The following is a 13102-nucleotide window of genomic DNA, read 5'->3' as shown; positions in this document are numbered from 1 at the left end:
GGAGGCAAGGAACGGAGGTCCCATGACATTCGGTGCGCGACTCGACGCGGCAATCCGACAGTGGGGCCCTCTGTGTGTCGGCATCGACCCTCATCCGGAGTTGCTCGCCCGATGGGGTCTGACGGACACCGCGGAATCGTTGGTGGCCTTCTCGGATGCCGTGCTGGAGGCCTCGGCGGGATCGGTGGCGGCCGTCAAGCCCAATGCGGCCTTCTATGAGCGCCACGGAGCCAGGGGAGTGGCCGCGTTGGAGCACACGCTCAAGAATGCCAAGGAAAAGGGGCTGCTGTCGATCCTCGACGTCAAACGCGGAGACATCGGATCGACCATGGAAGGTTATTCCGACGCGTATCTCGCCCAGGGCGTGCCGCTCGAGGCCGACGCGATCACGGTCTCCCCGTATCTGGGTTTTGGATCCTTGCGACCCGCCTTCGAGTTGGCCGCGCACACGGGCAAGGGAGTGTTTGTGCTCGCACTGACCTCCAACCCGGAAGGCGCGTCGGTGCAGCACGCGACCGACGCGAACGGCGTCTCCGTGGCGCGTGCGATCGCGGAAGGAGCCGCCGACCTGAACGCTGGCGCTACCCCGATGGGCTCGATCGGGCTCGTCGTGGGGGCGACCGTCGGGGATGCCGTGCGTGAGCTCGGTATCGATCTTGTCGCCGTCAACGGACCACTCCTTTCCCCAGGCGTGGGCGCCCAAGGCGCAAGCCCGGCGGAAGTCGCGCAAGTGTTCGGCGCAGTCCGTTCCCGAGTGCTCGTGACTCAATCGCGGGGGATCTTGGTGGCAGGACCGTTTGTGGAGAAGTTGAGAGGCGCCATTCAGGCCGCAGCCGGAGCGGCTCAGTACGCTTTGGGCACGGTGGAGGCAGGCGAGTAACGCCGCGAGTCCCACGGCGTTTCAACAAGGAGGTGGCATGGCTACACCGGAACTCAGTGACGAGCAGCGCGCTCAGGCTCTCGTCAAGGCGACCGCGGTGCGCAGCGCGCGCCGCGCTTTCAAGGAGAGTTTGTCTCACGGTGAGATGAACCTCAGCGAGGCTATCAGGCAGGCAAAGGCGGATGAAGCTCTTGCGGGCATCCGGGTGCATGACCTTCTCCAGTGCCTGCCCGGAATCGGACCCAAGCGAGCGACCCTCGTGATGGAGGACATCGGTATCTCCCGGGCCCGCCGCGTGCGGGGGCTCGGCACCCATCAAGTCGACGCTCTGGTGGCGCGCGAACGCGGATGAGCCGACTCGTCGTCGTGGCCGGCCCCTCGGCCGTGGGCAAGGGCACCTTGGTCGCAGCACTCAAGGAGCGCATGCCCGAGGTGTGGGTCTCGGTCTCGGCGACGACGCGGCCCGCGCGGCCGTCCGAGCGCGACGGCGTGCATTACTACTTTGTATCCCCAGAAGAGTTCACGCGCATGGCCGACCGAGGCCAGCTGCTCGAATGGGCGGTCGTGCACGGCATCCACCGGTACGGCACGCCGCGGGCTGCCGTGGAGGAGCGGCTGGCCCGCGACATTCCGGTGGTGCTGGAGATCGATCTTCAGGGTGCGCGGCAGGTCAGGCAGGTGATGCCGGAGGCGCTCTTCGTGTTCGTGGCGCCACCCTCATTCGAGGCGCTCGTTGATCGTCTTGAAATCCGTGGCACCGAGTCCGCCGAGGAGCGCGAACGGAGATTGCGGACCGCTAGGGAGGAGTTGGCGGCCGCGAGCGAGTTCGACATCACGCTCGTCAACGACCGCTTGGAGGACGCCGTCAAGCAGTTGCAGGCGATTGTGGCCTCAGCAGGTTAAGATGGGTGGCGCTGTCTGCCTCAAGGTGGGCGCGAGCGAGGAGAGGATTGACGTTGTCTGGAACCGTTGCACACCCCGAGGGCATCACCAACCCGCCCATCGACGAGTTGCTTGCAAAGGTGGACTCCAAGTACGCGCTCGTGATCTACGGCTCCAAGCGTGCCCGCCAGATCAACGCGTACTACGAGGCGCTTGGCGAGGGCCACTTTGAAAACGTCGGCCCATTGGTTGAGGCCGACAGCACCGACAAGCCGCTCTCCGTTGCCTTGCGCGAGATCAACAACGGCAATCTTCTCGTTCTCGGCGAGCACGAGGTCTAGCCCGCGATGCGGGTGCTGCTGGGCGTCACCGGCGGCATCGCGGCCTACAAGGTCGCACTGGTGGTGCGCCGCCTCAAAGAGGATGGTCACTCGGTGCGCGTGATCCCCACGGAGTCGTCTCTTCAGTTTGTGGGACGCGCCACCTGGGAGGCGCTCACGGGCGAACCCGCTCGATCGGGAACCTTTGAAAACGTGCCCTCCGTCGAGCACATCATGTTGGGCCAGCGTGCTGACGTGGTGCTCATCGCCCCCGCCACCGCCAATTTCTTGGCGTCGATGGCCGCGGGTGAGGCCCGGGATCTGCTGGGAAACGCACTGCTCGCCACCACCGCCCCCGTGGTCGTGGCGCCCGCGATGCACAGCGAGATGTGGCGCAACCCTGCGACCGAGGCGAACATCGCGACACTCGTGGCGCGCGGTGTTCACGTGATCGAGCCTGCGGTGGGCCGACTGACAGGCGCCGACTCCGGGCCGGGACGGCTTCCCGAACCGGAAGACCTGGTAGCGGCGCTCTACGCGGTCGCCGGCCGTATGCAGATCGACACACACGCAGCCTCCGCCGCCACACGTGAGTGGGGCGACCTTGGCGACGTCCGCGTCGTGATCTCCGCCGGCGGCACCCGGGAGCCCATCGACGCCGTCCGCTTCCTTGGCAACCGATCCTCGGGCCATCAGGGCTTTGCGCTCGCCGAGGCCGCCCGAGAGCGCGGCGCGGACGTCACCGTCGTGGCGGCCAACGTGTCGTTGCCGCTGGGCGAGGGCATCTCGCGCATCGACGTGGAGACATCCTCGGAGTTGGCCGATGCGGTGCGGAGCGCTGCCAGCGGGGCCGACGTGGTCATCATGGCCGCGGCAGTGGCCGACTTCCGACCGGCCGAGTCCAGCGCCGTCAAGATCAAGAAGGACGGGCACCCCCGCGTGCTTGAGCTCGTCGAAACCGAGGACATCCTGCGGTCCCTCATCGAGTCAAAGTCTTCACACCAGATCATGGTGGGGTTCGCCGCCGAGACGGGCGACGGCGCGGGAAGCGTCCTCGATCATGGGCGCGCCAAGGCGGTGCGCAAGGGCGCGGATCTGCTGGTCGTCAACCCTGTGGGCGCGACCGTCGGCTTCGGCAATGTCCCCACTGCGGTGACGATTCTCGACGCGACGGGTGAGGTGGTCGGCACCAGCAGTGGCACCAAACTGGTTGTCGCACACGCCATCCTCGACCAGGTGGCCGCGCGGCTCCCGCGATAGCCCGCCGAGCCGTTCCACCGGGCGGCTTCATGTCGGAGGTGACAAGTATGCTGAACGCTATGTCTTTGCGCCTGTTCACTTCCGAGTCTGTGACCGAGGGACACCCCGACAAAGTCTGTGATCAGGTCTCTGACGCCATTCTGGATGACATGCTGCGCCAGGACCCCATGTCACGGGTTGCGGTCGAAACCATGGTGACCACTGGCCTTGTCCACGTCGCCGGCGAGGTGACCACCGAGGCCTATGTCGACATTCCTTCCACCATCCGGGCGGTGGTGAGGGACATCGGCTACACGTCGTCGAGCATCGGCTTTGACGCGGATTCTTGCGGCGTCTCCGTGTCCATCGGCGAGCAGAGTCCCGACATCTGGTTGGGGGTCGGCCAGGCGACGGATACCGATGCGATCGAGTTGGGCGCGGGAGACCAGGGCCTGATGTTTGGCTACGCGTGCAGGGACACGGCCGAACTCATGCCGTTGCCCATCGCCATGGCACATGCGCTGACGTTCCGCCTGGCCCAAGTGCGCAAGGAGCAGGTTATCGAGGGCCTGAGGCCCGATGGCAAGGCCCAGGTGACCATCGGATACGACGGCGACACGCCGATTTCCGTGGACACCGTGGTGGTCTCCACCCAGCACCGCGAGGGCGGCAACATCGACGATCTCCGCCAGGAGGTCGAGGCGGCGGTCATCGCGCCCGTGCTCGCGCGCTACAACCTCGATTCGTCCGGCCACCGTTCCCTCATCAACCCCACCGGGCGGTTTGAGATTGGGGGTCCGATGGGCGACGCCGGGCTGACCGGACGCAAGATCATCGTGGACACCTACGGCGGCATGGCGCGACACGGCGGCGGCGCCTTCTCCGGCAAGGACCCGTCGAAGGTGGACCGCTCCGCCGCCTACGCGATGCGCTGGGTGGCCAAGAACATCGTCGCCGCCGGTCTTGCCGACCGCTGCGAGCTCCAAGTTGCCTACGCCATCGGCACGGCAACGCCCGTGGGCCTCTATGTCGAGACGTTCAACACGCACACGGTGGATCCCGAGCGCATCGTCAAGGCGGTGCGGGAGGTGTTCGACCTGCGCCCATCCGCCTTGATTGCGCAGCTAGACCTGCGTCGGCCGATCTACCGGTCGACCGCCAGCTACGGTCACTTTGGGCGGGAGCTGCCAGACTTCACGTGGGAGCGCACCGACCGCGCCGACGCTCTCGCCGCGGCGGTCTAGTGATCGCGAGGGTCGTCGTCGACAGCCCGCTGCCGCACCTCGACAGGCCGTTCGACTATGCGATCGGTGAATCGCTCGCCGGGATCGTGCAGGTAGGCAGCCGGGTACGAGTCCCGTTCGCCAGTCGCCTCAGCTCCGCCGTCGTGGTGGAGCTGTCCGCCGACGAATCCCCGCACGCGCTCAAGGCCATCAAGTCCGCCGGAGCCGTGCCTTCGTTCACGCAGCACGCGTTGGACTTGGCAGCGGCGATCGCGGAGCGCTACGGCGGCTCGCTGTGGGATGTGCTGAGGCTCATGGCGCCCGCGCGCGTGGCCTCCGTCGAGAAACTCGATTGGGAGGGCATGGCGCGGCAGAACCTGGACGCGACGTCGGTCGCGGCGTGGAGGGGCGTGTCCGCACAGCATGGGCTGCCCACGGCCGCTGGGAGTCGCTCGGCGTGGGCGGCGCCGCCCGCCAATGCGGCCGCAGCCCCTGCGGAGGCGTTACTGGCGTGGGCGCTCGCCGCGATCGCTGATGGCGGCACGGCGATCGTGGTGGTTCCCGACGCTCGGGCCGCCCAGGCCGTCGCCGCCCAGGCCGTCGCCGCAGGGTTGCACCGGTGGACGGCGCGTTCGGGCGGGCACTTCGTGTTGCTTGACGCGGACGATGGCCCGTCGGTTCGATACGGCTCTTACCTGGCCGCCATGCGGGGACTCGCCGGACTCGTGATCGGCACGCGGTCCGCCGCGTGGCAACCCGTACCCGACCTGACGGCGATCGCCATCTGGGATGAAGGATCCACCACGTTCTCCGAGCCGCGTGCGCCCTACCCGCACGCGCGCACGGTCGCCGCCATGCGGGCCCAAGACACGGGCGCGTCGTTCCTGGCCGCGGGTTACGCGCTGTCTGCGGACGCCGTGGCACTCGTGGAACACGGCTTTGCGCACCGGGTCGGCACGGTGCCTGCGCGCGACGCGCTGCCCCGCGTGGACATCGTTGGTCCCGAGCGTCGCGTGCGCGAGGGTGGACAGGGCAAGCACTGGATGCCCGGCTCCGTGTGGGCCCCGCTCCTCGCCGCGGCGCGCCACGGCGTGGGGGGCATCCTCGTGCCTCAAGCGGGCTATGCGAGCGGTCTGAGATGTGCACGATGCTCCACGTGGGCCGAATGCGCCGAATGCGGCGGCGATCTGCAACGGTCGTCGGGCGAGGGCACGCCGCGCTGCCGGGAATGTGGATCAGAGGCGGCCCATTGGCATTGCCCAGAGTGCCAGGGCTACCGGCTCATGCCTGCGGGCCTTGGCGTGGAGAGGCTGGCCGCCCAGGTTGCCAAGATGGCCCCCGACGTACCGATGGTGGTGTCGTCGTCCGGCACGGGCATCGTCGCCGACGGCGCGGTCACGTCGGGACTGGTGGTGGCCACTCCCGCAGCACTTCCGGCCGTGGCCGACGGCTACGGTCACCTAGCCATCATTGGGGCGCGCGTCAACGTGGGCGAAGGGCTTGGCGCGGAGTATGCGACGGTGCGCCGCTGGATGAACGCCGCGGCGTTGGCAGCCCCCAGGGCTTCCCGCGGGGCAGTGAGCGTGGTGGGGGAGGTGCCCGAGCCCGTCCGCAGCGCACTGGTGACGTGGGACGGCTGGGAGACCGGAGCAGAGGATCTCGCGCAGCGGCAGCAGCTGGGGCTGCCTCCGCACCGCAGAGCCATGAGGTTAGAGGGACCGCCCGATGCGATTGATGCCTTTGCCGAAGCCGCAAAGGGCCTGTCGTACGACCTCGCGCGGGACGCCGAGGGTGCCTGGGTCCTGTCAGGACGCGGAGTGATGCCCGCGCTCGTGAGTGCCGCCCGCGCCGTGGCCGTCGCACGATCGGCAGCGTCGGCCCCGCCCCTGTTCCTGCGAGTCGACGCAGTTCCGGGAACGTAGCCGGCGCCTACGATGGAGCCCATGCGTCTGATCTTCGCCGGAACTCCCGAGGTGGCGCTGCCATCCCTCCAAGCCCTCGTTGACGGGGGCCACGAGGTCGCTCTGGTGGTCACGCGGCCAGACGCAAAGGGAAAGCGCGGCAGCGCCACGCACCCCAGTCCCGTGAAGATGCGCGCGCTCGAGCTTGGCCTTGAGGTCGCGACTCCCGCCAACGCGTCCGAACCCGCATTCGTCGAGCGTGTGCGCTCCGTGCAGGCCGATGCCGCCGGGGTGGTCGCGTACGGTCAGATCTTGCGTCCCGCCTTGCTGAAAGCAACGCGCTTGGGTTGGGTGAACCTGCACTTTTCGGTGCTTCCGGCCTGGCGGGGAGCCGCGCCCGTGCAGCGCGCCATCCAGGCCGGCGACGACGTCACGGGCGCCTCCACCTTCCTGATCGAGGAGGGACTCGACACGGGACCGCTGATCGGGCAGGCCACCGAGCGCATTCGTCCCGCGGACACCGCGGGAGACCTGCTCACACGCCTGGCGACGGTGGGCGCGTCGCTGCTGAAAGACTCTCTCGAGGCACTGGGCGCAGGCGTCGCGCAGCCCGTCGCGCAGCCCGTGGAGGGGGTCAGCCACGCGGCCAAGCTCACTCGCCGCGACGCGCTCATCCGTTGGGACCTGCCCGCACACGTGGTGGACCGCGCCATCAGGGCGTGTACGCCCGCCCCGGGCGCCTGGACCACTCTGCCCGATGGCTCCACGGCGAAGGTGGGGCCGGTGACGGTGACGGGCGCAGCTTCCACCACGCCGGGTCTGTTGCGAGCGGACGCAGAGGGAGTGACCGTGGGCACCGGCAGCGCGCCGGTGCGCATGTCGTGGATCCAGCCCGCGGGCAAGAAGGCGATGGACGCCGGTGACTGGTGGCGGGGAGCCCGATGGGGCGAAACCGCCCAGCTGGGCGAGGCATGAGCGACCCACAGCGCCGCGCGGCGCTCGACTGTGTCCTTGCCGTAGAAGTCGACGGGGCCTACGCGAATCTGGCCATGCCGGGCATCCTGCGGCAGGCACGCCTTGGCGGCCGTGAGGCGGCATTCGCGACCGAATTGGCATATGGCGCGTTGCGCATGAGCGGCCTGTATGACGCCGTCATCGCCAAGGCGGCCAACAGGCAGCCCGACTCCCTTGACGTCACCGTGCGCGCCGTGCTGTGGCTGGGCGCACACCAAGCGCTGTCGATGAGCACCCCCACGCACGCCGCCGTATCCGAAACTGTCGAGCTCGCGAAGGCCGCCGGAGCCGGCCGGGCAAGCGGCCTGGTCAACGCGGTGATGCGGCGCATCGTCGAGCGGGATCGTGAGGCGTGGCTGGCCGTGGTCGCCGGGGGTCATGGGAGGGCGGCGGTCGCCACCCGGCATTCCCATCCCGTGTGGATTGTCGCGGAACTGGAGAGGTCCCTGGCGGCGCGGGGGCGCGCGGACGAGGTCGAATTGCTTCTTGCCGCACACAACACGCCAGCGGCGGTCACCTTGGCGGCGCGCCCGGGTCTCGCGGACAGGAATGCGGTCGCACGTGCGACGGGTGGAGAACCCACGGCCCTGTCGCCTTACGGGGTCACTCTTGGGGGCGGTGCGCCGCGAGGTCTTGCCGACGTTGATGCGGGACTGGTGGGCGTTCAGGACGAAGGCAGTCAGGTGGTGGCGGCCGCGCTCACGTCGGACGCGGCTCGACCGTCGTCACCGGGAGAGCGGTGGCTCGATGCGTGCGCCGGGCCGGGGGGCAAGACGGCCCTCTTGGGTGCCATTGCGGCTCGGCGGGGGGCCCGTGTGGACGCGATTGAGCTTCACGAGCACAGGGCGCGTCTGGTCGAACAGAATATCCGCGCGCTTCCGCCTGGCGTCGTCACCGTTCACGTAGGCGACTCGACCACGTGGGAGGGCGGTCCATACGATCGCATCCTCCTGGATGCGCCCTGCACCGGACTGGGCGCGCTTCGACGCAGACCCGAATCGCGGTGGCGGAGGACGCCGGAGGATCTTCACGATCTCACCGAACTCCAAGCGAGGCTGTTGCGTCATGCAGGGCGAATGCTCGCCCCTGGCGGCGTGATCGCCTACGTCACGTGCTCTCCGGTGTTGTCCGAAACGACGGCAATCGTCGCGGCGTCCGGTCTGCGACGCCTCGACGCTCGGGCGGGGATCGCGGATGTCACCGGGACAGATGTCGACCAATGGGGCCCTGACATGGACGTGCAGATGTGGACACACGTTCATGGCACCGACTCGATGTACTTGGCGATGCTCACGGTCGACGGAGCGCGCTAAGTTGGTGCTATGAGCATTCGCATTGCGCCGTCGATTCTTGCTGCAGACTTCGCCAATCTCGAGAGCGAGATGGCGCAGGTGTCCACGGCAGATCTGCTCCACGTGGACGTCATGGACGGGCACTTCGTACCCAATCTCACTCTCGGTCTGCCGGTGGTCAAGCGGCTCGCCGAGGTGTCCCCACTTCCGCTCGACGTCCACCTGATGATTGAGGACCCGGACCGGTGGGCTCCGCGATACGCCGAGCTCGGCGCGGCCTCGGTCACCTTCCATTTCGAAGCCGCGAGGGATGCGCGTCAGTGCGCCGCGGATATCAAGTCGACGGGCGCCAGGGCGGCGGTCGCGATCAAGCCTGGAACCCCCGCCGACGCGGTCACGGATCTCCTCGAGGACGTCGACATGGTGCTGGTCATGACGGTTGAGCCCGGTTTCGGGGGACAGTCGTTCATGCCGGAAACCTTGCCTAAGTTGACCGCGCTCAGGGCGGCGGCCGAGCAGGCAGGAGCCGCGCCATGGCTCCAGGTCGATGGGGGAATCAGCGTGGAGACGGCCCCTTACGCGGTGGCCGCAGGCGCTGACACCCTAGTCGCGGGCGTGTCGATCTTCGGTCCTGCGGACCGTGCCGGAGCCATCCAGGCGATCCGCGACGCGTGCCGGCATTAGCGATGCGCGGGCCCCTCAACGATTCCCAGGCGATGGACCTGGCGGTGTCGCTTGCGGCGTTGGGTCCCGCCCACGGACCCAACCCCCGGGTGGGCGCCGTGATCACCGACGCCACCGGCCGTGTCATCGGCGAGGGCTTTCACCGGGGCGCCGGCACCCCGCACGGCGAGGTCGCCGCGATCGAAGCAGCCAGGGGAGCGGGCGAGGAACTGATGGGGGCCACCGCCTACGTCACGCTGGAGCCCTGCAATCACACGGGGCGCACCGGCCCCTGCACCGACGCCTTGACCAACGCGGGCGTGGCTCGCGTGGTGTACGCGGTGGCAGACCCGAATCCGCTGGCCCAAGGTGGTGCGTTGACGCTCCTGGAGCGCGGAATCGACACGGTGCTGATCCCCCATGCGGGCGCAGAGTCACTCAACGCACGCTGGCTCGAGTCCATGCGTCTTGGCAGGCCGTACGTGATCGCGAAGTGGGCGCAGACGCTCGACGGCAAGATCGCCGCGGCGGACGGCTCGAGTTTCTGGATCACCGGTCAGTCGGCCCGCGACCATGCCCACCGAACGCGTGCCGACGTTGACGCAATCCTGGTTGGCACCGGCACCGTGCTCACCGACAATCCGTCGCTGTCAGCGCGGCCCTCCGGCGTGCAGGCGGCGCATCAGCCCCTGCGCGCGGTGATGGGCATGACACCGACGCCGGGCGCGCGCGTGTGGCGCGACAACAACGCGGTAGCCTTGGGGACTCACGATCCGCAGTCCGCGCTCGAGACTCTTGGAGCCAGGCAGGTGCGGACGGTTGTTGTCGAGGGCGGCAGCCACATCCTGTCCGCGTTCCTGCGCGCGGGACTGGTCGACGAGATCAACGTCTACATCGCGCCGGCCTTGCTGGGCGCTGGGGTGTCCGCGATCACGGACTTGGGAATCGCGTCCATGGCCGACGCGTTGAGGGGTGGGGACGTATCCATCACCACCCTCGGCGCGGATTGCCTGGTCACGGCCCACATGACGAAGGGAACGTAATGTTTACCGGCATCGTTCAGTCGGTCGAAACCGTCACCTCAATCGAGGATCACGGCGCGGCGGCTCGACTGACCATCTCTTCGACCGGGCTCGGCGACGATCTTGTCCACGGAGAGTCCATCGCCGTGAACGGGGTGTGCTTGACGGCGGCCAGCCTCGATAGCGACTCTTGGACGGCCGATGTCATGCGCATCACCCTGGAGACGTCGATGTTGGGTGACCTCACTGAGGGTTCTCGGGTCAACCTCGAGCGGGCCATGCCCGCCACGGGACGCCTCGGTGGACACATCATGCAGGGGCACGTCGACGGCGTCGCCACGTTGGTGGCGCGCGACTCGCAACCGGAATGGGACGACCTCACGTTCTCCCTGCCCGCGGATCTTCTGCGCTACGTGGTCCGCAAGGGATCGATTGCACTCAACGGCGTTTCCTTGACCGTGGCGGAACTCGACGGTGACCGCGCGACGGTATCTCTCATCCCCACCACGCTGACGGAGACCACGTTTGGCGACTACGCGGTCGGAGACATAGCCAATGTCGAGGTCGATGTGATTGCCAAATACGTCGAGCGCATGATGGGCGTACAGGGGTGACCGATTCGTCGATCGCGCTCGTGGAGCGGGCGCTCGCGGAGCTGGAGCGCGGCAAGCCGGTGCTGGTCTGCGACTCCCATGACCGCGAGGACGAGGCCGACTTCATCATGTCTGCCGAGCGCGCCACGGTCGAGTGGGTCGCCTGGGGGATCAGGCACTCCAGTGGATACCTGTGCGCGCCGATGCAAAGCTCCAAGGCTGATGCCTTGAACCTGCCCTTGATGGTTCCCCACAGCCAAGACCCGCGGCGCACCGCCTACACGGTGTCGGTAGACGCCGCGCAGGGTGTGACCACCGGAATCTCCGCGGCCGACAGACACCACACCTTGCAGGTGCTGTCTCGTGCAGACGCGGGGCCCGAGGATTTCATTCGACCCGGGCACGTCCTGCCGCTTCGCGCCGTTCCCGGCGGAGTTCTCCATCGCCCCGGTCACACTGAGGCGGCCGTGGATCTGTGCCGCCTGGCGGGCCTTGAGCCGGTGGCCGTGATCGCCGAACTCGTCAACGACGACGGGACCATGATGCGTCAAGGAGACGCCTCCGCTCTGGCCGCCACGGAGGGTCTCACCCTCATGACCATCGCGGACCTCATCCACTACCGCCGAGCCAAGGCCGACCTGCCCCTGCAGGTCGAGCCTCAACCCCACCGGGTACTTCTCGAGGGCGAAGCCCGACTGCCCACCGTGCACGGCGAGTTCGTTGTCAAGGCCTACCGCGACGCGCGCACGGGTGACGAGCACCTCGCGGTGTACAAGGAACCCACCGGCCGCGATGTGCCGATGGTGCGTGTGCACTCCGAATGCCTGACCGGCGACGCCTTTTCCTCGTTGCGCTGCGACTGCGGTCCGCAACTCGACGCCGCACTCGTGCGCGTGCAGGCCGATGGCGGCGCCGTGGTCTACCTGACCGGACACGAGGGGCGCGGCATCGGCATCATCTCCAAGATTCAGGCTTATGCGCTGCAGGACGCCGGGCGAGACACGGTGGACGCAAATGTCGAGTTGGGCTTGCCCGTGGATCGTCGCGAGTATGGCGCGGCGGCAGCGATCCTGGCGGACCTGGGCCTTCACCGGGTGCGGTTGCTGACCAACAACCCCGCCAAGGTCGAGGGGCTCCGTGCCTCCGGCATCGACGTCACCGAGCGCGTGCCTCACCACGCGGGTGAACACGCCGAAAACGCGGCGTATCGGCGCACTAAGGTGGAGCGCATGGGACACCTCCTGGGAGACGACGCGTGAGCGCTCACGGTGCGCCGAGCATCGCCATTGACGGCGCTGGCAAGACGGTCGACATCGTCGCCTCGATGTGGCACACCGAGGTCATGGACGGACTCGTGGCGGGCGCTCTGCGGGCCGTCGAGGCGGCTGGTGCAACAGCGCGGGTGATACGGGTTCCCGGCGCCTTTGAACTTCCCGTGGTCGCTGAGAAGCTCGCCCGCGGCGGCGCCGAGGCTATCGTCTGTCTCGGGGTTGTTGTCAGAGGAGACACGCCACATTTCGACTATGTCTGTGAAGCCGTGACGAGAGGACTCACCGACGTGGCCCGCACCCACGCTGTGGCCGTCGGATTCGGCGTGTTGACCACGGACAACGACGCCCAGGCGCTCGCCAGGGCGGGACTCCAGGGTTCTCAAGAGGACAAGGGAGCCGAGACCGTCGCGGCGGCACTGGCCACCGCGGCGGTGTTGGCGTCACTCGACGTCTGAACCCGCGCGGCGCGGGCCCTGTGACATCCACGCCGCGCCCTGTCGCCTGGAGGCGGGCGAGTCCTACTAGGCTTGCCGCGTGACTTCCTTCAACGAACTCTTCGACACTCTTTCCGCACGCGCCCAGCAGCGTCCGGAGGGCTCCGGCACCGTCGCGCTCCTCGATCAGGGAGTCCATGCCATCGGCAAGAAGCTCGTGGAAGAGGCCGCCGAGTCATGGATGGCCGCCGAATTCCAATCGGACGCCGAGACGGCGGAGGAGATTTCACAACTGCTGTATCACGCCCAAGTCATGATGATCGCCAAGGGCCTGACCCTCGCCGACGTCGAGAAATACCTGTAGGGGG

15 protein-coding genes are annotated in these 13102 nt (G+C 68.0%); all 15 read left to right on the top strand.

Annotation, left to right across the window (positions count from 1 at the left end):
* Positions 1-22: 22 nt before the first annotated feature.
* The 15 genes from pyrF (at position 23) to QZZ29_RS06240 (ending at position 13098) form a co-directional block, all read left to right on the top strand.
* Complete coding sequence (gene pyrF, locus QZZ29_RS06310) at positions 23-880, top strand: orotidine-5'-phosphate decarboxylase (RefSeq protein WP_291382139.1); 858 nt, start codon at positions 23-25, stop codon at positions 878-880.
* Positions 881-917: 37 nt separating this feature from the next.
* Positions 918-1232, top strand: coding sequence for an integration host factor, actinobacterial type (gene mihF, locus QZZ29_RS06305; protein WP_291382138.1), 315 nt, complete (start codon positions 918-920; stop codon positions 1230-1232).
* Complete coding sequence (gene gmk / locus QZZ29_RS06300; protein ID WP_291382137.1) at positions 1229-1783, top strand: guanylate kinase; 555 nt, start codon at positions 1229-1231, stop codon at positions 1781-1783. The genes mihF and gmk overlap by 4 nt, the downstream gene beginning before the upstream one ends.
* A gap of 53 nt (positions 1784-1836) precedes the next feature.
* Positions 1837-2103 carry a DNA-directed RNA polymerase subunit omega gene (gene rpoZ / locus QZZ29_RS06295; protein WP_291382136.1) on the top strand — a complete coding sequence of 89 codons (267 nt, stop codon included), beginning with the start codon at positions 1837-1839 and terminating at the stop codon, positions 2101-2103.
* A 6-nt stretch (positions 2104-2109) separates the two neighbouring features.
* Positions 2110-3342: a bifunctional phosphopantothenoylcysteine decarboxylase/phosphopantothenate--cysteine ligase CoaBC gene (gene coaBC / locus QZZ29_RS06290; RefSeq protein ID WP_291382135.1), complete on the top strand. Its 1233-nt coding sequence runs from the start codon at positions 2110-2112 to the stop codon at positions 3340-3342.
* Between the two features lie 59 nt (positions 3343-3401).
* Entirely contained in the window at positions 3402-4565 is a 1164-nt protein-coding gene (gene metK, locus QZZ29_RS06285) for a methionine adenosyltransferase (RefSeq protein WP_291382134.1), read from the top strand.
* Positions 4565-6466, top strand: a complete 1902-nt coding sequence (locus tag QZZ29_RS06280) for a hypothetical protein (RefSeq protein WP_291382133.1) — start codon at positions 4565-4567, stop codon at positions 6464-6466. Before metK ends, QZZ29_RS06280 begins: the two co-directional genes overlap by 1 nt.
* 21 nt (positions 6467-6487) lie before the next feature.
* The gene (gene fmt / locus QZZ29_RS06275) at positions 6488-7420 is read left to right on the top strand and encodes a methionyl-tRNA formyltransferase (protein ID WP_291382132.1); all 933 of its coding nucleotides are present in this window, start codon (positions 6488-6490) and stop codon (positions 7418-7420) included.
* Positions 7417-8772, top strand: coding sequence for a transcription antitermination factor NusB (locus QZZ29_RS06270; protein ID WP_291382131.1), 1356 nt, complete (start codon positions 7417-7419; stop codon positions 8770-8772). The genes fmt and QZZ29_RS06270 overlap by 4 nt, the downstream gene beginning before the upstream one ends.
* Before the next feature lie 9 nt (positions 8773-8781).
* Positions 8782-9435, top strand: coding sequence for a ribulose-phosphate 3-epimerase (gene rpe / locus QZZ29_RS06265; protein WP_291382130.1), 654 nt, complete (start codon positions 8782-8784; stop codon positions 9433-9435).
* A complete protein-coding gene (gene ribD / locus QZZ29_RS06260; protein WP_291382129.1) occupies positions 9423-10457 on the top strand; it encodes a bifunctional diaminohydroxyphosphoribosylaminopyrimidine deaminase/5-amino-6-(5-phosphoribosylamino)uracil reductase RibD in 1035 nt (344 codons plus the stop codon). The genes rpe and ribD overlap by 13 nt, the downstream gene beginning before the upstream one ends.
* Complete coding sequence (locus QZZ29_RS06255; RefSeq protein ID WP_291382128.1) at positions 10457-11050, top strand: riboflavin synthase; 594 nt, start codon at positions 10457-10459, stop codon at positions 11048-11050. The genes ribD and QZZ29_RS06255 overlap by 1 nt, the downstream gene beginning before the upstream one ends.
* Positions 11047-12288: a GTP cyclohydrolase II gene (gene ribA / locus QZZ29_RS06250; RefSeq protein ID WP_291382127.1), complete on the top strand. Its 1242-nt coding sequence runs from the start codon at positions 11047-11049 to the stop codon at positions 12286-12288. Before QZZ29_RS06255 ends, ribA begins: the two co-directional genes overlap by 4 nt.
* Positions 12285-12755: a 6,7-dimethyl-8-ribityllumazine synthase gene (gene ribH / locus QZZ29_RS06245; RefSeq protein WP_291382126.1), complete on the top strand. Its 471-nt coding sequence runs from the start codon at positions 12285-12287 to the stop codon at positions 12753-12755. Before ribA ends, ribH begins: the two co-directional genes overlap by 4 nt.
* A 79-nt stretch (positions 12756-12834) precedes the next feature.
* Positions 12835-13098 carry a phosphoribosyl-ATP diphosphatase gene (locus QZZ29_RS06240; RefSeq protein WP_291382125.1) on the top strand — a complete coding sequence of 88 codons (264 nt, stop codon included), beginning with the start codon at positions 12835-12837 and terminating at the stop codon, positions 13096-13098.
* The last annotated feature ends 4 nt before the right edge of the window (positions 13099-13102 follow it).

Source organism: Demequina sp., from assembly GCF_016278765.1.
GTDB lineage: Bacteria > Actinomycetota > Actinomycetes > Actinomycetales > Demequinaceae > Demequina.
This window is presented reverse-complemented; position numbering and strand designations above follow the sequence as displayed.

Bases quoted from the DNA above. Each gene is read 5' to 3' on its own strand.
- rpe (WP_291382130.1), top strand. From the start codon at position 8,782: ATGAGCATTCGCATTGCGCCGTCGATTCTTGCTGCAGACTTCGCCAAT.
- metK (WP_291382134.1), top strand. From the start codon at position 3,402: ATGTCTTTGCGCCTGTTCACTTCCGAGTCTGTGACCGAGGGACACCCC.
- gmk (WP_291382137.1), top strand. From the start codon at position 1,229: ATGAGCCGACTCGTCGTCGTGGCCGGCCCCTCGGCCGTGGGCAAGGGC.
- fmt (WP_291382132.1), top strand. From the start codon at position 6,488: ATGCGTCTGATCTTCGCCGGAACTCCCGAGGTGGCGCTGCCATCCCTC.
- mihF (WP_291382138.1), top strand. From the start codon at position 918: ATGGCTACACCGGAACTCAGTGACGAGCAGCGCGCTCAGGCTCTCGTC.
- QZZ29_RS06270 (WP_291382131.1), top strand. From the start codon at position 7,417: ATGAGCGACCCACAGCGCCGCGCGGCGCTCGACTGTGTCCTTGCCGTA.
- coaBC (WP_291382135.1), top strand. From the start codon at position 2,110: ATGCGGGTGCTGCTGGGCGTCACCGGCGGCATCGCGGCCTACAAGGTC.
- pyrF (WP_291382139.1), top strand. From the start codon at position 23: ATGACATTCGGTGCGCGACTCGACGCGGCAATCCGACAGTGGGGCCCT.
- QZZ29_RS06255 (WP_291382128.1), top strand. From the start codon at position 10,457: ATGTTTACCGGCATCGTTCAGTCGGTCGAAACCGTCACCTCAATCGAG.